The 21567-nt window shown below is 69.2% G+C and carries 16 protein-coding genes and 1 pseudogene; 12 read left to right on the plus strand and 5 right to left on the minus strand.

Annotation, left to right across the window (positions count from 1 at the left end):
* Positions 1-38 precede the first annotated feature (38 nt).
* Positions 39-2630, plus strand: coding sequence for an ATP-dependent chaperone ClpB (gene clpB / locus ACFQZQ_RS07640; RefSeq protein ID WP_386812159.1), 2592 nt, complete (start codon positions 39-41; stop codon positions 2628-2630).
* An 80-nt stretch (positions 2631-2710) separates the two neighbouring features.
* On the opposite strand, the gene ACFQZQ_RS07645 is transcribed toward clpB, so the two are convergent.
* From ACFQZQ_RS07645 to ybaL, 3 genes are all read right to left on the minus strand, one after another.
* Positions 2711-5128: a TonB-dependent receptor plug domain-containing protein gene (locus tag ACFQZQ_RS07645; protein WP_386812160.1), complete on the minus strand. Its 2418-nt coding sequence runs from the start codon at positions 5126-5128 to the stop codon at positions 2711-2713.
* 200 nt (positions 5129-5328) lie between these two features.
* Positions 5329-5991 (minus strand): YceH family protein, encoded by a 663-nt coding sequence (locus ACFQZQ_RS07650; RefSeq protein ID WP_386812161.1) that lies wholly within the window; start codon positions 5989-5991, stop codon positions 5329-5331.
* 33 nt (positions 5992-6024) lie between these two features.
* A complete protein-coding gene (gene ybaL / locus ACFQZQ_RS07655; RefSeq protein ID WP_386812162.1) occupies positions 6025-7710 on the minus strand; it encodes a YbaL family putative K(+) efflux transporter in 1686 nt (561 codons plus the stop codon).
* Between the two features lie 100 nt (positions 7711-7810).
* On the opposite strand from ybaL, the gene ACFQZQ_RS07660 reads away from it, so the two are divergent.
* Both ACFQZQ_RS07660 and ACFQZQ_RS07665 read left to right on the plus strand, forming a co-directional pair.
* Positions 7811-9676, plus strand: a complete 1866-nt coding sequence (locus ACFQZQ_RS07660; RefSeq protein ID WP_386812163.1) for an ABC-F family ATP-binding cassette domain-containing protein — start codon at positions 7811-7813, stop codon at positions 9674-9676.
* Positions 9677-9751: 75 nt separating this feature from the next.
* Positions 9752-10096: an FmdB family zinc ribbon protein gene (locus ACFQZQ_RS07665; protein WP_386812164.1), complete on the plus strand. Its 345-nt coding sequence runs from the start codon at positions 9752-9754 to the stop codon at positions 10094-10096.
* 191 nt (positions 10097-10287) lie between these two features.
* On the opposite strand, the gene ACFQZQ_RS07670 is transcribed toward ACFQZQ_RS07665, so the two are convergent.
* Together ACFQZQ_RS07670 and ACFQZQ_RS07675 are read right to left on the minus strand one after the other, a co-directional pair.
* Positions 10288-11217, minus strand: coding sequence for a DUF3011 domain-containing protein (locus tag ACFQZQ_RS07670; RefSeq protein WP_386812165.1), 930 nt, complete (start codon positions 11215-11217; stop codon positions 10288-10290).
* Positions 11218-11498: 281 nt separating this feature from the next.
* Positions 11499-11951 carry a DUF3011 domain-containing protein gene (locus ACFQZQ_RS07675; protein WP_386812166.1) on the minus strand — a complete coding sequence of 151 codons (453 nt, stop codon included), beginning with the start codon at positions 11949-11951 and terminating at the stop codon, positions 11499-11501.
* A gap of 511 nt (positions 11952-12462) precedes the next feature.
* Between ACFQZQ_RS07675 and aspS the strand changes: the two genes are divergently transcribed.
* The 9 genes and pseudogenes from aspS to ybgC form a co-directional block, all read left to right on the plus strand.
* Positions 12463-14280: an aspartate--tRNA ligase gene (aspS, locus tag ACFQZQ_RS07680; RefSeq protein ID WP_386812167.1), complete on the plus strand. Its 1818-nt coding sequence runs from the start codon at positions 12463-12465 to the stop codon at positions 14278-14280.
* Positions 14281-14283: 3 nt separating this feature from the next.
* Complete coding sequence (locus ACFQZQ_RS07685; RefSeq protein WP_386812168.1) at positions 14284-14829, plus strand: GNAT family N-acetyltransferase; 546 nt, start codon at positions 14284-14286, stop codon at positions 14827-14829.
* 158 nt (positions 14830-14987) lie between these two features.
* On the plus strand, positions 14988-15599 hold the full coding sequence (locus ACFQZQ_RS07690) for an esterase/lipase family protein (protein ID WP_386812169.1): 612 nt from the start codon (positions 14988-14990) through the stop codon (positions 15597-15599).
* 90 nt (positions 15600-15689) lie between these two features.
* Positions 15690-16421, plus strand: a complete 732-nt coding sequence (locus ACFQZQ_RS07695; RefSeq protein WP_386812170.1) for a YebC/PmpR family DNA-binding transcriptional regulator — start codon at positions 15690-15692, stop codon at positions 16419-16421.
* Positions 16422-16591: 170 nt separating this feature from the next.
* Entirely contained in the window at positions 16592-17119 is a 528-nt protein-coding gene (gene ruvC / locus ACFQZQ_RS07700; RefSeq protein ID WP_386812171.1) for a crossover junction endodeoxyribonuclease RuvC, read from the plus strand.
* 240 nt (positions 17120-17359) lie between these two features.
* Complete coding sequence (gene ruvA, locus ACFQZQ_RS07705; protein ID WP_386812172.1) at positions 17360-17950, plus strand: Holliday junction branch migration protein RuvA; 591 nt, start codon at positions 17360-17362, stop codon at positions 17948-17950.
* Between the two features lie 53 nt (positions 17951-18003).
* Positions 18004-19917: a potassium transporter Kup gene (locus ACFQZQ_RS07710; RefSeq protein ID WP_386812173.1), complete on the plus strand. Its 1914-nt coding sequence runs from the start codon at positions 18004-18006 to the stop codon at positions 19915-19917.
* Between the two features lie 116 nt (positions 19918-20033).
* Positions 20034-21074 (plus strand): Holliday junction branch migration DNA helicase RuvB, encoded by a 1041-nt coding sequence (ruvB, locus tag ACFQZQ_RS07715; protein WP_386812174.1) that lies wholly within the window; start codon positions 20034-20036, stop codon positions 21072-21074.
* Positions 21075-21141: 67 nt separating this feature from the next.
* Positions 21142-21558: pseudogene (gene ybgC / locus ACFQZQ_RS07720) on the plus strand (tol-pal system-associated acyl-CoA thioesterase); the annotation flags it as partial.
* Positions 21559-21567 lie beyond the last annotated feature (9 nt).

Below are 21567 nucleotides of genomic sequence, written 5' to 3' on the forward strand. Positions count from 1 at the left end.
GGCCGCGCACTCCTTGCACACGCACCCGAGGACTTCCGATGCGGATGGACAAACTCACCTCGCGCTTCCAGCAGGCGCTCGCCGACGCGCAGTCGCTCGCGGTCGGACGCGACCACAGCGTCATCGAGCCGGCGCACCTGCTGGTCGCGCTGCTCGACCAGACCGGTGGCAGCACCCGGCCGCTGTTGGCGCAGGCCGGCGTCAACGTGCCGCTGTTGCGCGAGCGCCTGGGCGAAGCGCTGGAGAAGCTGCCGAAGGTGTCGGGGCAGGCCGGCAGCGTCAGCGTCGGCAACGACTTGGCGCGGCTGCTCAACGTCACCGACAAGCTCGCCCAGCAGCGCGGCGACGCCTTCATTGCGAGCGAGTTGTTCGTGCTGTCCGCGCTCGACGACGGCGGCGATGCCGGCCGCGCGCTGAAGGCGGCCGGCGCCGACAAGGCGCGCATCGAGACGGCCATCGAGAAGATCCGTGGAGGCGAGAGCGTGCAATCCGAGAATGCAGAGGAACAGCGCCAGGCGCTGGAGAAGTACACGATCGACCTGACCGCGCGCGCCGAGTCGGGCAAGCTCGACCCGGTGATCGGCCGCGACGAGGAGATCCGCCGCACGATCCAGGTGCTGCAGCGGCGTACCAAGAACAACCCGGTGCTGATCGGCGAGCCGGGCGTGGGCAAGACCGCGATCGTCGAAGGCCTGGCCCAGCGCATCATCAACAACGAGGTGCCCGAAGGCCTGCGCGGCCGCCGCGTGCTGTCGCTCGACATGGGCGCGCTGATCGCCGGCGCCAAGTTCCGGGGCGAGTTCGAGGAGCGGCTCAAGGCCGTGCTCAGCGACCTGGCCAAGCAGGAAGGCAACGTCATCCTGTTCATCGACGAGCTGCACACGATGGTCGGTGCGGGGAAAGCCGAAGGCTCGATGGATGCCGGCAACATGCTGAAGCCGGCGTTGGCGCGCGGCGAGCTGCACTGCATCGGCGCGACCACGCTGGACGAGTACCGCAAGTACGTCGAGAAGGACGCCGCGCTCGAGCGTCGCTTCCAGAAGGTGTTCGTCGGCGAGCCGTCGGTCGAGGACACCATCGCGATCCTGCGTGGCCTCAAGGAGCGCTACGCCGTGCATCACGGCGTCGAGATCACCGACCCGGCGATCGTCGCCGCGGCGACGCTGTCGCACCGCTACATCGCCGACCGCCAGCTGCCCGACAAGGCCATCGACCTGATGGACGAGGCCGCCTCGCGCATCCGCATGGAGATCGACTCCAAGCCCGAGGAGCTCGACCGCAAGGAACGCCGGCTGATCCAGCTCAAGATCCAGCGCGAGGCGCTGAAGAAGGAGAAGGACGCCGAATCGAAGCAGCGCCTGGCCGACCTCGAAGCCGAGATCGCCGTGCTGGAGCGCGCGTTCAACGACCTGGAGGAAGTCTGGAAGTCGGAGAAGGCGATGCTGCACGGCGCCACCCGGATCAAGGAGCAGATCGAGCAAGCGCGGCTGGAGCTCGAGGCGGCGCAGCGCAAGCAGGATTTCGCGCGCATGAGCGAGCTGCAGTACGGCGCGCTGCCGGAACTGGAGAAGCAGCTCAAGGCCGCTCAGGAAGTCGAGACCCGCGGCTTTACCCTGCTGCAGGACAAGGTCACCGCCGAGGAAATCGCCGAGGTCGTCGCGCGCTGGACCGGCATCCCGGTGTCGAAGATGCTCGAAGGCGAGCGCGAGAAACTGCTGAAGATGGAAGCGCAGCTGCACGACCGCGTGGTCGGCCAGGACGAGGCGATCAAGGTCGTGTCCGACGCGGTGCGGCGTTCGCGCGCGGGCCTGTCGGATCCGAACCGGCCGTCGGGCAGCTTCCTGTTCCTGGGCCCGACCGGCGTCGGCAAGACCGAGCTGTGCAAGGCGCTGGCCGAGTTCCTGTTCGACTCGACCGACGCGATGGTACGGATCGACATGAGCGAGTTCATGGAGAAGCACGCGGTCAGCCGCCTGGTCGGCGCGCCGCCGGGCTACGTCGGCTACGAGGAGGGCGGCTACCTCACCGAAGCGGTGCGCCGCCGCCCGTACAGCGTGATCCTGCTCGACGAGGTCGAGAAGGCGCACCCGGACGTGTTCAACATCCTGCTGCAGGTGCTCGACGACGGCCGCCTCACCGATGGCCAGGGCCGCACGGTGGATTTCCGCAACACGGTGATCGTGATGACGTCCAACCTTGGCTCGCAGATGATCCAGGAGATGTTCGAGGCCAGCGGTGGCACCGCCGAGGGCTACACCCAGATGAAGGCATCGGTGATGGGCGTGGTGCAGTCGCACTTCCGCCCGGAGTTCATCAACCGGCTCGACGACATCGTCGTGTTCCATCCGCTCGACAAAGCGCAGATCCGCCAGATCGCCCGGATCCAGCTGCACGGCCTGGACAAGCGCCTGGCCGAACGCGGCCTCAAGCTGGTGCTGTCCGACAACGCGCTGGCGCTGCTCGGCAATGCCGGCTTCGACCCGGTCTATGGCGCGCGCCCGCTCAAGCGCGCGATCCAGCACCAGCTGGAGAACCCGCTGGCGCAGAAGATCCTCGGCGGTGAGTTCGGCAGCGGCGACACCATCCACGTCGACGCCGACGGCGGGCAGCTGGTGTTCCGCACCGCCTGACTGGCAGCGCTCGATCGCGGACAGAAAAACGGCCCGGTAACCCCGGGCCATTTGTGCGCATGCCGCTCAGGAAGCAGCGATCACCACTTGTAGCCGGCTTTGGCGTACATGAACGCTCCGCCGAAGCCGAACGGCACCGCGCTTCTGTCGTACGGCAATTGGCCGTCGCGCGAGTTCGCGAACAGCACCTCGTCGGGGTACTCGTTGAGCACGTTGTCGCCGCCGAGAGTGAAGCTCCAGCGGTCGAGCCTGAGCGTGGCGGCCAGGTCGAGCGTCCACTTCGCCGCGAAGGTCTGGTCCAGCGCCGGGCTGGCGTTGCGCAACGTGGTCTCGCCATAGCGGGTGCCGTTGGCCGAGAACTCCCAGCCGCCGGACTTCCACAGGCCGCCGAGCAGGAACTTGTCGCGCGGGGAACCGACCTCGAAGCGTCCGATCTCGACCCGGCCGAAACGCAGCGCGGCGGGGTCGATCGCGGCCAGCGCGGCCGGATTCGGTGCGACCCGGTCGATGGTGGTCTTGTTGTAGTTGTAGCCGACCGTGAGGTCGAGGCTGCCCGCGCCGAGCGCCCAGCCGTAGGTGCCGACCACGTCGATGCCGTCGGTGGTGGTGTCGATCGCGTTGGTGAAGTAGCGGCCGCCGCCGACGCCGATCAGGCCGATCGCGGGCGAGTTGAGGAAGTTGCGCACCGCGGCGCTGATCAGGTTCTCCGACAGCGAGATGCGGTCCTCCATCTCGATCCGGTACGCGTCGATCGTGATGTACATCCGGTCGATCGGTTGCAGCACCAGGCCCAGGCTGTAGTTGGTCGACTCCTCCGGGCGCAGCGGCTCGGCACCCAGCGCGATCGCGGCCGGGTTGTTGACCCGGAACGTCGCGATGTCGAACGGCTGCAGGCCTTGCCCGGGAACGGCGATGAAGTTGGTCGCGGTCGACTGGAAGAACTGCTGCTGCAGCGACGGCGCGTGGAAGCCGGTCGACACGGTGCCGCGCAGCGCGACCGCGTCGGTGAACGCGTAGCGCGCGGTCAGCTTGCCGGTGGTGGTGTCGCCGAAGTCGCTGTAGTCCTCGTAGCGCGCGGCGATGCCGGCCGACAGCTTGTCGGTGAGATCGGCCTCCAGGCCGGCGTAGAACGACAGGTTATGGCGGTCGAACTTGCCACCGTCGGCGGGCCGGAACCCGGAGAACACCTGGGCGCCCGGCCGCGGCGCGGTCTCGCCGGGAGCGAGCACGCCACCGTTGGCGAACGACAGCGGCTCACCGGGAGATTGTTCGAAGGTGTCGCCGCGCCACTCGGCGCCATACGACAGCGTGAGCGGATACGCCAGGCCCCAGTCGAGCGGTTTCGTGAAATCGAAGTTGAGGATGTGCTGCCGGACCTCCAGCGCGCCGGCGAAGAATTGCGTCGGCGAGGTCGGGCCGAGGCTGCGGTTGAGGGTGTTCTTGACGTCGAACGTCAGCTCGTTCGAACCGTAGGTGTAGCTGAAGTCGAACTGGGTGCCGCCAGCGGTGGTCGCCTTCAGGCCGCCGACGAAGCCGTAGTCGGTCGAGACGTTGTTGATCAGCGGCAGGAAGCCGTCGGGATAGATCGAGCGGATGTTGCTGCCGGCGCCGGCCGGGCGGAAGAAGCCGTTGGAGACGGTGTCGCGCTTGGTGTGGATGCCGTAGGAGTACAGGTTCAGCACGTCGTCGACCGTGTAGCCGGCGTTGTAGCTGCCCGAGTAGCTGTCGACCGCCGGTTCGCCGAAGCGCTCCACCACCCGGCCGAGCGGCGCCGAGCTTGCCGTCGGCGTGCCGATGAACGGTCGCGCGCGGTTGGTGTTGTCCTGCTGGTCGCCCTGCACGGCCAGGTGCACGAAGCCGTCCGCGCCGAGCTTGAAGCCGGCGTCGGCGAGCGCGCTGTACTGCTTGCCGTCGCCGGCGCTGTACTGGCCGTAGCGCACCCCGACGTTGCCGCCGCTGTCGCTGCTTTTCAGCACGATGTTGATCACGCCGGCGATCGCATCGGAGCCGTACTGGGCCGAGGCACCGTCGCGCAGTACCTCGACGCGCGCGATCGCCGATACCGGGATCGTGTTGAGGTCGACCGGCGCCGAGCTGCGGCCCTGGGTGCCGTTGACGTTGACCAGCGCGCCGGGGTGGTAGCGCTTGCCGTTGACCAGCACCAGCACGTGATCGGGGGCGAGGCCGCGCAGCTGCGCCGGACGGGTCGCATCGGTGCCGTCGGCGATCGCCACGCGCGGGAAGTTCAGCGACGGCAACGCGCGGGTCAGCGCGGTCGCCAGTTCGGTGGTGCCGGTGGCCTGCAATACCTCCGGGGTGATGATGTCGATCGGTGCGGTCGACTCGGCGACGGTGCGGTCGGTGACGCGGGTACCGGTGACGATCAACTGGTCGAGCGTGGTGGCATCGGCGCGAGGCGGGGGCGGCGCGGTCTGGGCGAGGGCGGCGGGCGCGGCGAGCGCGATCAGTATGGCCAGGCGCAACGGCGTGAGCATCATGCGGGACTCTCCGGGGGCGGCCGCAGTTGCGGTCGATCCCGATTAACGCAATTTTGACGTAGTGTCAAACCGAGTTCCGCGCCGGAACGCGCTGATCGTGGCGCGCGCGCAGAGGTCCGGCAGATCCGAATCCGCGCGCAGCGCGCTTGTCTGGTCGGCGGGTTGCCCGCGCTCGCTTCAGGGCAGCAGCCGGCCGAGGCTCAGTCGGAGGCGGGTGCGATGCCCGCCGCGTCCAGTCGCGACTCCAGGTCCGCCAGCCGCGCTTCGAGCGCGGCGACCCGTTCGCCCAGCGCGCCGGCCGAAGCGGCCGTCGCCGCGGTCGCGCTCGCCGCCGGCGCCACGTAGGTTGGCTCGCCGCTGAGCAGGTGGGCGTAGCGGTCCTCGCGTCGCCCGCCTTGCCGCGGCAGCTGCCGCACCAGCGCCGGGTCGCGATGCGACAGGCGTTCCAGCGCGTACTGCAGGTCGGCGAGCGAATCGAACTTCGCCAGCCGCTCGCTGCGCGCCAGCAGTTCGTTCGCGGTCTGCGGTCCGCGCAGCATCAGCAGCGCCAGCAGCGCGGTGTGGGCGCGGCTGAGGTCGAGCCGGGCTTCGACGCGATGGCTGTAGCGGTCGGCGCGCGCGGCATGCTGCGACTTCACCCAGCCGCGGCTCTCCAGCTGGCGCAGCGCGTGGCCCACCTCGCCCGGTTCCAGCTGCAGGAACGGCTCGCGCGCGGTCTTCTGGTTGCAGGCCAGCACGATCGCGTTGAGCGTGAGCGGGTAGGTGTCGGGCGTGGTCGCTTCCTTCTCGACCAGGCTGGCGACGATGCGCGCTTCGACCGCGGTCAGTTGCAGGGCGTCGCTGGGGTCGTCGTGGGTTGGCATGGGGGTCCGGTGCGTGGGCGTGGGGGGGCGGGATCAGATCGCGACCGCGGGCGGCAGGCGCCGCGTGCCGCGGTGCGGCGGCGTCGCCATGACCATCTCGGCCAGGCTGTGCGCCAGTTCGCGCTCGGCCATCACCGCCGCGTCGGCGCCGTGCTCGAGCAGGTGTTTGACCTCGAGGTCGCTGTGGCCGCGCGCGACGATGCTCAGCGCCGGGTTGATCTGGCGCAGCGTGGCGACGATCTCGCCGGCTTCCAGCGCATTGGGAATGGCCACCATCACCGTGCTCGCGCGCTCCGGGAGCGCCTCGCGCAGCACGCGCTCGTTGACCGCATTGCCGCGGATCGCCGGCAGGCCGGCGGCGCGCGCGCGCGCGACCAGCGCGTCCTCGGCATCGATCACCACCAGCGGCACGCCCTGCGCGGTCAGCAGCCGCGCCAGTTCGCTGCCGACCCGGCCGTAACCGATCTGGATCACGTGGTGGGTGATCCCCTCGGGCAGCTGCGGCGCGTCGACATCGGCCTGGTCCTGGACGGCCTTGGCCTCGCGCGCGCGGCGCTTGTCCAGCCAGGCGAACAGCAGCGGGTTGACCATGATCGACAGCAGCGCGCCTGCCAGGATCAGGTCCTGGCCAAGCTTGGGCAGCACCTGCAGCTGCACGCCGAGGCCGGCGAGGATGAACGAGAACTCGCCGATCTGCGACAACGCGATCGCCAGCAGCAGCGCGGTCGCGCTGGCCTTGCCGAATGCGCGCGCGACCGTCCACGCGACCATGCCGTTGCCGAGCACGATGATCGCGAACGTCGCCAGCACCTGCAGCGGCCGCTCGACCAGGATCATCGGGTCGAACAGCATGCCGACCGAGACGAAGAACAGCACCGCGAACGCATCGCGCAGCGGCAAGGTCTCGTTCGCGGCCTGGTGGCTGAACTCCGACTCGTTGAGCAGCAGCCCGGCGAAGAACGCGCCCAGCGCGAACGACACCCCGAACAGCTCCGCCGAGCCGAACGCGACGCCCAGCGCGATCGCCAGCACGCACAGCGTGAACAGCTCGCGCGAGCCGGTGCCGGCGACGCGCTCGAGCAGCCACGGCACCGCGCGCCGGCCGACGATCAGCATCAGCGCGATGAACGCACCGACCTTGGCGAACGTGGCGAGCAGCGCGGTCCAGATCTGCGTGGCGTCGCCGCCTTCGCCGTTGAGCATCCCGGCCAGGGTCGGCAGCAGCACCAGCGCCAGCACCATCGCCAGGTCCTCGACGATCAGCCAACCGACCGCGATCCGGCCCTTGTCGGTGTCGACCAGCCGCCGCTCCTCCAGCGCGCGCAGCACCACCACGGTGCTAGCCACCGACAGCGCCAGGCCGAACACGATCCCAGCCCCGTGCGACCAGCCGAACGTGCGCGCCAGTCCCCAGCCCATCAAGGTCGCCACTGCGATCTGCAGCAGCGCGCCGGGCACCGCGATCGCCTTGACCGACAGCAGGTCCTTCATCGAGAAATGCAGGCCGACCCCGAACATCAGCAGGATCACGCCGATCTCGGCCAGCTGCGGGGCCAGGGTCTGGTCGCCGACGAAGCCGGGCGTGAACGGCCCGGCGACCACGCCCGCAATCAGGTAACCGACCAGCGGCGACAGCCGTAGGCGCTGGGCCAGCGCGCCGAAGATGAACGCGAGCACGAAGCCGCCCACCAGGATCGCGATCAGGGACGTGTGATGCATCGGGTCTCCTGATGGATGGGGCCGACCAGAATGTCGACCGAAGCCGACAGATGCAAGCCAGCAGCGCGGCGATGGGCGCGTGGCCCCGTACAATGGCGGCATGATTGCTTTCCGTGATTTCGCCCTCCGGCGCGGCGAACGCCTGCTCCTGTCCAAAGTCGACCTGACCCTGCAAGCCGGCTGGCGGGTCGGCGTCATCGGCCGCAACGGCACCGGCAAGTCGTCGCTGTTCGCCGCGGTGCAGGGCGAGCTGGAGTCCGATGTCGGCAACCTCGACATGCCCAGCCGCGTGCGCATGGCCGCCGTCGCCCAGGAAACCCCGGCGCTCGACGACCCCGCGCTCGACTTCGTGCTGTCCGGCGACGCCCAGGTGCATTCGGTGCTGATGGCCGAGCGCGCCGCGGTCGAGCGCGAGGACTGGGAAGCGGTGGCCGAATGCCACCACCGGCTCGAGGAGCTCAACGGCTACGACGCCACCGCACGCGCCGGCAAGCTGCTGCACGGCCTGGGCTTCTCGCCCGACACCCACGAGCGCGCGGTCAAGGAGTTCTCCGGCGGCTGGCGCGTGCGCCTGAACCTGGCGCGCGCGCTGATGACGCCGTCGGACTTGTTGCTGCTCGACGAGCCGACCAACCACCTCGACCTCGACGCGGTGCTGTGGCTGGAGCAGTGGCTGCTCAAGTACCCGGGCACCTTGATGCTGATCTCGCACGACCGCGAGTTCCTCGACGAGGTCACCACCCACACCCTGCACCTGCACGACGGCAAGGCCAAGCTCTACGCCGGCGACTACACCGCGTTCGAAAGGCAGCGCGCCGAACACCTGCGCCTGCAGCAGATCACCCACGAGAAGGCGCAGGCCGAGCGCGCGCACCTGCAGAGCTTCATCGACCGCTTCAGCGCCAGCGCCGCCAAGGCCAAGCAGGCGCAGTCGCGGGTCAAGCGCCTGGCGAAGATGGCCGGCACCGAGGCGGTGCGCGCCGAGCGCGCGCTGCGGATCGAGTTCCCGGCTTCCAGCAAGATCCCCAATGCCTTGCTGCGCCTGACCGAGGCCGATTGCGGCTACGGCCAGCACACCGTGCTCGACAATGTCGGCTTCATTCTCGAAGCCGGCGACCGCGTGGCCTTGCTCGGCCCGAACGGCGCCGGCAAGTCGACGCTGGTCAAGTCGCTGGTCGGCGACCTCGCCCTGCTGACCGGCGAGCGCAACGGCCACCCCGACCTGCGCATCGGCTACTTCGCCCAGCACACGGTCGAATCGCTGCGCGAAGGCGCGACCGCGATCGACCACCTTGCCGACCTCGCCCCGGGCGTCGCCACCCAGCAGCTGCGCGACTTCCTCGGCAAGTGGAATTTCCCCGGCGACCGCGCGTTCGAGAAGGTCGACGTGTTCTCCGGCGGCGAGCGCGCGCGCCTGGCGCTGGCGATGATCGCGTGGCTGAAGCCGAACGTGCTGCTGCTCGACGAGCCGACCAACCACCTTGACCTCGACATGCGCGAGGCGCTGGCCGAGGCGCTGGCCGAGTTCGAGGGCGCGATCGTGCTGGTCTCGCACGACCGGCACCTGATCGGCCTGGTCTGCGACACGTTCTGGCGCGTCGCCGACGGCGTCGCCCAGCCGTTCGACGGCGACCTCGATGCCTACGCGATCTGGCTGCGCAGCCGCGACAACTCCAACGACGGCAAGGGCGCGGCCAAGGCCGTGGTCGCCGCCGCCTCGGCGGTGGTCGCGGCGAGTGCGCCGACGAAGGCGCGCAAGGCCAACCCGCACAAGCTGGCGCAGGCCGAGGCCCGCGTTGCCGAGCTGGAATCGAAGCTGCACACCCTCGACATGGACCTGGCCGACCCCGACCGTTACGCCGGCGGCCGCGACAACGCCGCCGACCTGGCCCGCCAGCGCGACGCGGTGGCGATCGAGCTGGCCGCCGCCGAAGCCGAGTTCCTGGCGCTGTACGACGCTGCCTGATCGCTAACCCCTTGATTCGACTCACCGCGACCCCATCCTGTCGCGCAGCCCCATGCCGTCCTTGAGCCTCCTGCCATGCCGATCTATGCCTTTGAATGCGATGCCTGCGGCCATTCTTTCGACCGTCTGCAGAAGCTGTCCGACGCCGATCCGAGCGACTGCCCCGACTGTGGCGCGGCCGAAAGGATCCGCCGCCAGCTGACCGCGCCGCAGTTCCGCCTGTCCGGCGGCGGCTGGTACGAGACCGACTTCAAGAAGGACGGCGACAAGAAGCGCAACCTGGCCGGCGAGGGCGGGGCGACGCCGTCCGCATCCGAATCGAAGCCGGCCGACAGCAAGCCTGCCGAGAAGAACGCCGAACCGGCGGCCAAACCCGCCTCGACGCCCGCGGCCACCAAGCCGGCGGCGGGTACCGCCTGAGCGCGACCGACGCTGCGTCAAACCCGGCGCGTGCCGAGTTCATTGCGCGGACGAAGCACCAGACGCCGCACCGCGCGAGGTAAGGGCTGGCTGGCCCCACGCCGCAAGGCTTTCGGCCGCGCCGGCGGATCAACGTCTCCGCTAGGCTGACGAGACGGGTTCGATTGTCAGCACGGCCCCTCGGACCGCGCTCAGTTACCAAACCGCCCGCGGCAGCCGCGGCTGACCCAGATCGCGGTGCGCGAGCCGATGCCCCAGGTCTGGCCCTGGATGCAGGGCTGGCGCGAGAGCTGTTCGAGCAGGCGCGGCATCCCGTAGCCGGGCGGCCACGGGCAGGTTACCGAGCGGTTGTCGACGCTGGCGCAGGTGATGGCGCGGTCGCCGATCGGGTCACCCCAGTCACTGCCGCGACCGGGCATGAACTCGGCGCGGCAGCCGTGGTCGACGTACATCTGGCCACGCTGCGCTTGCCAGCTGTAGCCCTCGCGGCATTCGGCCTTGGACAGCTGCCGCGACAGCCGCGACGGTCCCCACCACGGCACTTGGCAGGTGCGCGCGCGGTTGTCGGTGCTTTCGCAGCGGACCGTGTTGCCACCGGGGAAGCCGGGTTCCGGGTAGCCCGGCTCCGGGTAGATCGAGCCGGCGGCGGCGAACTCGGCGCGGCAGCCCTTCCAGACCGTGACTTGGCCGTCCTGCGAGGACCAGCTGCGGCCCTCGATGCACGGGCTGTTGGAGACCTGGCGCACCATCACCGACGGCCCGCGCCACGGCGTCGGGCAGCGGCGCGCGTCGTTGCCGGTGCTGTCGCAGCGGAAGCCCTGGCCGCCGTACGGTGGCGGCACGCCGCCGCCGAGCCCGAGCGACTGGGCGATGTCGGCCCGCACCTGGCTGAAGCCCCAGTTGGAGCGGTTGACCTGGTCGGTGTAGAAGCGCAGCTGGTCCTGCGGGATGCGGCGGCCGCGCGACTGTTCCTGGTATTCCAGGCTGATCACCCGCACCTGGTCGTTGTACGACAGGCTGCGCAGCTCCTCGGGCGCGTAGGGGCGCTGCTGGGCGGTGGCGGGTCCGGCGAGGGCGGCCAGGCACAACCCCAGCAGCAGCGGTTTCAGCAGCGTGTTCATGGCCTTTCCCCGGGTGCGTGGACGGGCGTGGGATGAGGCGCGCCGGTGGCAGGGCGCGACCGGGTCAGTAGTCCCAAATGGCCGTCAACGGCGCGTGTTTTTCTGACGTTGCGCCGTCGGCCCGGCGGGCTGAGTGATGCGGCGGCACCGCCGTTGCGGTGTCGGCCACAAGGCAGCGCGACCGTGCGTTGGTCGGTCGGAGGGTCCGCTTCCAGGGCCGGACCTGCGCGCGCGTGACTTCGGTGGCCAGCACCGACTGGGTGCTCGACGCGGCCGGTCTGTCAGCCCTCGCCGATCCGCAGGAACACCGCGGCGCAGCCACGGTCTACCCAGACCGCACCCTCGCGCCAGCCCCAGTTCTCGTCTTCGACGCAGCGGGTGCCGGAGACCTCGCGCGCGAGCGTCACCGGGCCGCGGAACGGCGTGCGGCATTCGCGGTAGCGCTGGCCCTCGCTCTCGCAGCGGATCGCCCGCGACGTGGCCGGGAAATCCAGGCTCGCCGGGTCCGGCAGTGGCGATTCGGTCGGTTCGGCGATCAAGGTCAGGCCCACACGCATGCGCCCGCCGGCGGCACCGGCATGCCACTGCGGGTAACCGGGCTGGGCGCTGCCCGTGGCCGGGACAATGCGAGCGGCCTCGCCCTGGCCGTAGTGCGCGACCGCGGGGATGGAGAGTCCCACCAGCAGCGCAGCCGCGAACGTGGCCCATGACCGGTGCTTGGACGATGTCGTCATTCGGTCCTCCTCAGCATGCCGCGGTTGCGGCTGGCCGCCTCGATGCAGGGGCCTGCGATCTCCGGTTGGGGCGCGCCGCTGCCTGCGCGCCCTTCCAGTTATCTCGACCGTGCGGCGTACCCTCGTCAACGGCCGGCAACGCCGGACCTTGAGTGATCCGATGCCCGCAGCTACGGCGGGCTCAGGTTGGGCGCGGGGATGGCATGCAGGCGTGATGGACGTGGCTACCGTTCACGTCGGCCTGGCGCCGGTGTGGCCGGCGGCCCCGACGAGCGCCGCGTTGCCGCTGGGTGGCGCGGAAGCGCGCGCGACCCCCGGCTCGGGTGGGCCGCTGTCGCGCACCCGCCCGGAACCTCTCCGCCGTAGCCGTTAACATAGTGCGACTCTCCGGCCGCGAAAGGCCGAAGAAACGTCGTAGCTTCGTCTGCGGCGTAACGCGACTGCCCAGCTGCGGCCGCCACTTTTCCCAAGCCGACCCCGCCGGCCTTGCCTGCCTGACTCCGGAGTTTTCATGCGTACCCATTTCTGCGGCCTGATCGACGAGGCGCTGATCGGCCAGACCGTCACCCTGTGCGGCTGGGCCGACGTCGCCCGCAACCTCGGCGGCCTGTGCTTCATCGACCTGCGCGACCACGAGGGCATCGTGCAGATCGTGGCCGAGCCCGATGCGAAGGCCGAAGGCAATGCCGAGGTGGTCGCCGCGGCCGCGCACGTGGGTTACGAGGATTGCCTGCGCATCACCGGCGTGGTGCGCAAGCGCCAGGCGGTCAACGACAAGCTCAAGACCGGCCAGGTCGAAATCGTCGCGACGAAAATCGAGCTGCTCAACAAGGCCGAGCCGCTGCCGTTCCACGCCCACGAGAACGCCGGCGAGGACATCCGCCTCAAGTACCGCTACCTCGACCTGCGCACCCCCGACATGCAACGCAAGATGCGCACCCGCATCAAGCTTGTGCAGGCACTGCGCCGCTGGCTCGACGCACGTGATTTCCAAGATATTGAAACGCCGATCCTGACCAAGGCCACGCCCGAGGGCGCGCGCGACTTCCTGGTGCCCGCGCGCATGCACGAGGGCGAGTTCTACGCGCTGCCGCAGTCGCCGCAGCTGTTCAAGCAGATCCTGATGGTGGCCGGCTTCGACCGTTACTACCAGATCGCGCGCTGCTTCCGCGACGAGGCCCTGCGCGCCGACCGCCAGCTCGAATTCACCCAGCTCGACATGGAATTCGCCTGGGTCTCCGAGCGCGACGTGCAGGACACCACCGAGGAGATGATCCGCACCGTGTTCCGCGAGGTGATGGACGTGGAGCTGGCCAGCGAGTTCCCGCGCATGAGCTACGCCGAGGCAATGCGCCGCTACGGTTCGGACAAGCCGGACCTGCGCATCGCGATGGAGTTCACCGACATCGCGCAGCTGGTCAAGGGCTGCGAGTTCAAGGTGTTCACCGACTGGGCCAACCACGCCGACGGCCGCGTGGTCGCGTTGCGCGTGCCCGCCGCCGCGACCCTGTCGCGCAAGCAGATCGACGACTACGCCGCGCACGCGGCCAAGTACGGCGCCAAGGGCCTGGCGTGGATGAAGGTCGAGGACGCAGCGAAGGGTCGAGAGGGCATCAACTCGCCGATCGCCAAGTTTCTCGACGACGCCACGCTGGCATCGATCATCCAAATGACCGGTGCGCAGAGCGACGACCTGATCTTCTTCGGCGCGGCAACCTACAAGACCGCGTCGGACTTCATGGGCGCGCTGCGCCTCAAGCTCGGCAAGGACTTGAACCTCATCCAGGAGGGCTGGGCGCCGCTGTGGGTCACCGACTTCCCGATGTTCGAGTGGGACGAGGAAGAGAGGCGCTACGTCGCGCTGCACCACCCGTTCACCGCGCCGGCGGTCGACGACGTCGCCGACCTGCGCGCGAATGCGAAGACCGCTGTCTCGCGCGGCTACGACATGGTGCTCAACGGCAACGAGATCGGCGGCGGTTCGATCCGCATCCACAACTCGGCGATGCAGTCGGCGGTGTTCGAGCTGCTCGGCATCGGCGCCGAGGAGGCCGAGGGCAAGTTCGGCTTCCTGCTCGACGCGCTGCGTTTCGGCGCGCCGCCGCACGGCGGCATCGCGTTCGGCATCGATCGCATCGCCGCGCTGATGGCCGGGACCGAGTCGATCCGCGACGTGATCGCGTTCCCCAAAACCACCACCGCGCAGTGCCTGATGACCGGCGCGCCGTCGCAGGTGCCGGACAAGCAGCTGGCCGAAGTGCACGTGTCGGTGCGGCCGAAGGCGCCGAAGCTGGCCGATGCCGACCACGACGCGCCCGCGCAGGCCTGAGGCATGGCGACGCTGATCCGGCGTGCGGGTGTGGCCGATGCGCAGGCGGTGTCGGACATCGCCACGCGCACGTTCACGCAGACCTTCGGGCACCTGTACCCGGACGAGGACCTGCAGGCGTTCGTGCGCGACAGTTACGCGGTCGACAAGCAGGCGCTGATCCTCGGCCACCCCGATTACGCGGTGTGGCTGCTCGAGCACGACGGCGAAGTCGTCGGCCACGCCGCGGCCGGCCCCTGCGGCCTGCCGCATGCGCAGGTGCAACCCGGCGACGGCGAGCTCAAACGCCTGTACGTGCTGGCCGACGTGCAGAACGGCGGCTGGGGCGGCAAGTTGTTCCAGGCGGCGCTCGACTGGCTCGAACGCGATGGCCCGCGCACGTTGTGGATTGGCGTCTGGTCGCAGAACCTCGGCGCGCAGCGCTTCTATGCCCGGCACGGCTTCGAGCACGTCGGCGACTACGAGTTTCCGGTCGGGCGGGTGCGCGACCATGAGTTCATCCTGCGGCGCTGTGCTTCCCTCTCCCGTCGGGAGAGGGATCAAGCGTGAGGGTTCGGCGAAGCGGATGGAGATGAAAGAGCTTCCCTCTCGCCGTACTTCAAGCCCATTGCGTGTTCGAGCATGGAAATGTCCGACTGGTTGAACTGCCGACGCTTCGCCGGACCCTCACCCCAACTCCTTCCCCGAGGGCAGAGGGGCTGCAAGCAATGACCACCCGCATCGTCCTGCTGCACGGCATCTGGATGCCCGGCGCGGCGATGGGCTGGCTGGCGGCGCGCTTGGCCGAGGCCGGCTTTGCGCCAGAGACGTTCGGCTACCACGGCGTCGTTGGCGGTCCGGACGCCGCGCTGCCGCGCCTGGTCGCGACCTTGGCGCGCGGCGACGCGCATGTCCTTGCACACAGCCTCGGCGGCCTGATCGCGTTGCAGACGCTGCAACAACACCCGCAGTTGCCGGTGCAACGCGTGGTCTGCCTCGGCTCGCCGCTGTGCGGCAGCGCCGCCGCGCACGGGCTGCGCCAGCGGCGTTGGACCGCGGCCACGCTCGGCCGCAGCGCCGGGCTGCTGGAAAACGGCTGCGCGGCCTGGTCGGGCAGGGCGCAGGTCGGCGCCATCGCCGGCCGCGTGCCGCACGGCCTGGGCCGCCTGTTCGGCCACTTCGAGGGCGACAACGACGGCAGCGTCGCCGTCGCCGAGACCCGCCTGGCGGGGCTGGCCGACCACGTCGTGATCGCCGCCAGCCACAGCGGCTTTCTGTTCTCGGCCGAAGCGGTGCGCCAGGCCGTCGCGTTCTTCCGCGACGGACGCTTCCGCCATTGATCCCACCGCGCCGCGCCCCGTGGACCGGCGCAGGCGCGGCAATCGAGAGTAAAATCGCCGCCTCGCCAATGCACAACGCCGGAAGCACACATGGGTAGGGGACCGTCGATCGAGGGCCGCAAGAACGCCACCGACGCCAAGCGCGGCAAGATCTTCACCAAGATCATCCGCGAGATCTCGGTCGCCGCGCGCGCCGGCGGCGGCGACCCCGGCGGCAACCCGCGCCTGCGCACCGCGATCGACAAGGGCCTGTCGGCGAACATGTCCAAGGACGTGATCGAGCGCGCGGTCAAGAAGGCCACCGGCGAGCTGGAAGGCGTCGAGTACGAGGAAATCCGCTACGAGGGCTACGCGCCCGGCGGTGTCGCGGTGATCGTCGACTGCCTGACCGACAACAAGGTGCGCACCGTGGCCGAGGTGCGGCACGCGTTCGGCAAGTTCGGCGGCAACATGGGAACGGAAGGCTCGGTCGCCTTCATGTTCAAGAAGCTCGGCGTGCTGAGCTTCGCCCCCGGCGCCGACGAAGAGAAGATCACCGAAGCGGCGATCGAGGCCGGCGCCGACGACGTCGTGGTGTACCCCGACGACGGCTCGATCGACGTGCTGACCGCGGTCGATGCGTTCGCCGCGGTCAAGGCGTCGCTGGAGGCGGCCGGGCTGCAGGCCGACTTGGCCGAGGTCAGCTACCGCGCCGACAACGACATCGCGGTGGCCGGCGAGACCGCGCAGCAGGTCGCCAAGCTGCTCGACTGGCTCGAGGACCTCGACGACGTGCAGAACGTGTACTCCAACGCCGACCTCGGCCAGGACGCGTATGCGTAGGCAAAGGCGGGAACAGGGAATGGGGAACCGGGAGTGATGGGCAGTCGCATCGGCCGGCATCGTGGGCGAGACCGGCTGGTCGTCCGTTGCAAGGCGAGTCTTTCGCCGTTCGCAACTCCCTTGCATTCCCCGTTCCCCGTTCCCCGTTGCCGCTTTCCGCTGTCGCCCCCATGACCCGAATCCTCGGGATCGATCCCGGTTCCCAGCGCACCGGCGTGGGCGTCATCGACGTGGCCGCCGACGGCCGCTGCACATTCGTGCATTGCGAGGCGATCAAGCTACTCGATGCGGCGGACTTCCCGTCGCGGCTCGGGCTGCTGTGCGAAGGCCTGGAGCGGGTGATGGACGCGTGGCAGCCACAGCAGGTCGCGATCGAGACCGTGTTCATGGACAAGTCCGCGACCTCGGCACTGAAGCTCGGCCACGCCCGCGGCGCGGCGCTGGCGACGCTGGTGCGCCGGCACCTGCCGATCAGCGAGTACGCACCGCGGGTCATCAAGCAGTCACTGGTCGGTCGCGGCGCGGCCGACAAGCTGCAGGTGCAGCACATGGTGCGGCTGCTGCTGAACCTGCCGGAAGTGAAGTTGCAGGCCGACGCCGCCGATGCGCTGGCGGTGGCGCTGACCCACGCGCACATGAGTGCGACGGTGGCGCGCACCGGCATCGCCATCAACCAGTTGCGGCGGCGTGGGGCATGATTTCTTCCGCGAAGCTCCCGGTCCTGGCTCCCTCCCTTGCGGAGCAGGGGGCGAAGAGGCGCGTTTTTTGCGAGCCACGGGCTTGCGCGCCGAAGAGCGCCCGACGGCTATGCCGGCGGGCCGGACGGGGTGGGGAGCGGTGCTTTTGCTCGCCCGTGAAGTTGTCCGGTGCTTCCACCAACCCCCTCCCAACCTTCCCCTGCTTGCGCAAGGGGAGGGGCTGAAGCAGGAGCGAGCAGAATGATCGGACGCCTCAAAGGCATCATCGTGCACAAGCAACCGCCGTGGCTGGTGGTCGACGTCAACGGCGTCGGCTACGAGCTCGAGGCACCGATGAGCACGTTCTACGACCTGCCCGAACTCGGTCGCGAGGTGGCGTTGTTCACCCACTACGCGCAGAAGGAAGACAGCGTCTCGCTGTACGGTTTCCTGCGCGAGGTCGAGCGCCGCCTGTTCCGCGACGTGCAGAAGGTCACCGGCATCGGCGCCAAGATCGCGCTGGCGGTGCTGTCGGGGGTGTCGGTCGACGACTTCGCGCGCATGGTCCAGGCCGGCGACGTGACCGCGTTGACCCGCATCCCCGGGATCGGCAAGAAGACCGCCGAGCGCATGGTGGTCGAGCTGCGCGACCGCGCCGCCGACCTGATGGGCGGCGGTGTCACGCTGGGCGGCAGCGGCGCCCCGGCCGACCCGCAGAGCGAGGCGGTGATCGCCCTCCAGCAACTGGGCTACAAGCCCACCGACGCGGCCCGCATGGCCCGCGATGCCACGGCCAGCGGCGACGACGCCGCCGCCATCATCCGCAAGGCGCTAAAGTCCGCGATTCGCTGACTTTGCCCGGCTGGTTTCCTGGCGGCCCGGCCGCCTTTCGAGCACAAGCACCCATGGTCTCCTCCGCAACTGATTCCACCCATTCGCACGGCAACGACCACGGCAACAAGGGCCTGGCCGGCCTGGTCGTCGGCGCAGTCGGCGTGGTGTTCGGCGACATCGGCACCAGCCCGCTGTACACGCTGAAGGAGGCGTTCTCGCCGCACTACGGCCTGGTCGCCAATCACGACACCGTGCTGGGCATCCTGTCGCTGGTGTTCTGGGCGCTGATGATCGTGGTCACGGTGAAGTACGTGACCATCATCATGCGCGCCGACAACGACGGCGAGGGCGGCATCATGGCGCTGATGGCGCTGAGCCAACGGATCCTGCCCAAGGGCTCCAAGTCGGTCTACATCGTCGGCATCCTCGGCATCTTCGGCGCGTCGCTGTTCTTCGGCGACAGCGTGATCACCCCGGCGATGACCGTGCTGTCGGCGATCGAGGGGCTGGAGGTCGTTGCCCCGCAACTGCACGCCTGGATCGTGCCGCTGACGATCGGCGTGCTGATCGTGCTGTTCGCCACCCAGCGGTTTGGCACCGAGAAGGTCGGCCGCGTGTTCGGTCCGGTGATGATGCTGTGGTTCCTGGCACTGGCGGCGATCGGCGTGCTCAACATCGCCCACAACCCCGAGGTCATCCAGGCGCTGAACCCGATGTGGGGCGTGAGTTTCTTCGCCACCCACAGCTTCGGTGCGATCTTCATCCTCGGCGCGGTGGTGCTGGCGGTGACCGGCGGTGAGGCGTTGTACGCCGACATGGGCCACTTCGGCGCCAAGCCCATCCGCTACGGCTGGTACTTCTTCGTGCTGCCGGCGCTGATGCTGAACTACCTCGGCCAGGGTGCGCTGCTGCTGGAAGATCCCGCGGCCGCCAAGAACCCGTTCTACCTGGGCGTGCCCGAATGGGGCCGCATGCCGATGATCCTGCTCGCGACCATGGCCGCGGTGATCGCCTCGCAGGCGGTGATCACCGGCGCGTACTCGGTCGCGCGCCAGGCGATGCAGCTGGGCTACATCCCGCGCATGGCGACCAAGCACACCTCCAGCGACACCATCGGCCAGATCTACATCCCCTACATCAACTGGACGCTGATGATCGCGGTGATCGCGCTGGTGCTGACCTTCCGCACCTCGACCGCGCTGGCCTCGGCCTACGGCGTGTCGGTGTCGGGCACCATGCTGATCGACACCCTGCTGCTGGCACTGGTGGCGCGCGCGACCTGGGTCAAGGCGCGGCGCTGGGTGCTGCCGCTGTGCCTGGTGTTCGCGATCATCGAGGCCGCGTTCCTGTTCGCCAACGGCGTCAAGTTCTTCGACGGGGCGTGGGTGCCGGTGGTGTTGGGCCTGGTGGTGTTCACCCTGCTGCGCACCTGGCGCCGCGGCCGCGAGTTGCTGCACGCCGAGATCCGCAAGGAAGGCATCCAGATCGACAGCTTCCTGCCGGGGCTGATGCTGGCGCCGCCGGTGCGGGTGCCGGGCACGGCGGTGTTCATGAGCAGCCAGAAGGGCGTGGTCCCGCACGCGCTGCTGCACAACCTCAAGCACAACAAGGTGCTGCACGAGCGCAACGTGTTCCTGACCGCGGAAACGCTGAACGTGCCGTATGCGCCGAAAGAGAAGCGGTTGAAGATCGAAGGCATCGGCGACGACTTCTATCGGGTGCTGGTGCGTTACGGCTTCATGGAGACCCCCGATGTGCCGCTGGCGCTGATGCGCTCGTGCGATGCCGGCGGCATCTACTTCGACCCGATGGACACCACCTATTTCGCCAGCCGCGAAACCGTGGTCGCCAGTCGCCACCGCGGCATGCCGGTATGGCGCGACAAGCTGTTCGCGTTCATGCACCGCAACGCCGCGCCGGCAACCGGATTCTTCCGTATCCCCGGCAACCGGTTGGTGGAGTTGGGGGCGCAGATCGAGATCTAGCGGGGCAGCAGCAGCGGGAAAAGGGAGCAGGGAACAGGGAAGCAACCGACTACCGGGTTGCTGCATTTGCTTCCCCGTTCCCTGTTCCACGTTCCCCGCTCCCGCATAATCCAGCCATGACCGAAGACCGCATCATCACTGCCAGCGCCACCCGCGAAGACGAGGCGATCGAGGCCTCGATCCGCCCCAAGCTGTTGTCCGAGTACCTCGGCCAGGTGCCGGTCCGCGAGCAGATGAAGATCTACATCGAGGCCGCCAAGCACCGCGGCGAGGCGATGGACCATGTGCTGATCTTCGGGCCGCCGGGGCTGGGCAAGACCACGCTGAGCCACGTGATCGCCAACGAACTCGGGGTCGGCCTGCGCCAGACCTCCGGCCCGGTGATCGAGAAGGCCGGCGACCTGGCCGCGCTGCTGACCAACCTGCAGCCGCACGACGTGCTGTTCATCGACGAGATCCACCGGCTCTCGCCCGTGGTCGAGGAAATCCTCTACCCGGCGATGGAGGACTACCAGATCGATATCATGATCGGCGAGGGCCCCGCGGCGCGCTCCATCAAGCTCGACCTGCCGCCGTTCACCCTGATCGGCGCGACCACCCGCGCCGGCCTGCTGACCGCGCCGTTGCGCGACCGTTTCGGCATCGTCCAGCGGCTCGAGTTCTACAGCACCGAAGAGTTAACCAAGATCGTGCGCCGCTCGGCGCAGATCCTCGGCATCAGCTGCGTGGCCGAGGGCGCGGCCGAGATCGCCAAGCGCTCTCGCGGCACCCCGCGCATCGCCAACCGCCTGCTGCGGCGCGTGCGCGACTACGCGCAGGTGCGCGCCGACGGCACCATCACCGCCGACACCGCCGACCTGGCGATGGCGATGCTCAAGGTCGACCCGCAGGGCTTCGACGAGCTCGACCGGCGCCTGCTGCGGACCATCATCGAGTCGTTCGACGGTGGCCCGGTCGGGGTCGAATCGCTGGCCGCGGCGCTCAGCGAGGAGCGCGGCACGCTCGAGGACGTGATCGAGCCGTACCTGATCCAGCAGGGCTACCTGCAGCGCAGCGCGCGCGGACGCATGGCCACGGCCAAGGCCTACCGGCATATCGGCCTGAAGCCGAAGGCCAACGCCGCCGGGCTGTTCGTCGAGGACACCAGCGGTGAGTGAGCGCCCGGCAGGCGCTCGCCGCTCGCCAGCGCAACGGGTTGCCGGTCACGGTCAACACCTCGGAAAGCCGGCGTTCAGTTGGCCGACACGCGTCTATTGGGAAGATACCGACGCCGGTGGCGTGGTTTACCACGCGCAGTACCTGGCGTTCCTGGAGCGCGCGCGCAGCGAATGGATGCGCGCGCAGGGCTACGGCCAGGAGTTGCTGCGGCTCGAGCACGGCCTGGTGTTCGCGGTGCGCGCGATGGGCCTGGATTTCCTCAAACCCGCGCGCCTGGACGATGCACTGGACGTCTCGGCCGCGCTGCACGAATGCCGGCGCGCGAGCGCGGTGTTCACCCAGGCGATCCGGCGCGGCGACGAACTGCTGCTGACCGCCAGCGTGCGGGTCGCGGCGCTGGATGCGCGGGGCTTCAGTCCGCGCGCGATCCCGCAACCGCTTTACGACCAACTCAAAGCCCTCGAACACAACCCGCATACCTGAGATCGCGGG

Source organism: Lysobacter koreensis, assembly GCF_042677045.1.
Classification (GTDB): Bacteria; Pseudomonadota; Gammaproteobacteria; order Xanthomonadales; family Xanthomonadaceae; genus Lysobacter_K; species Lysobacter_K koreensis.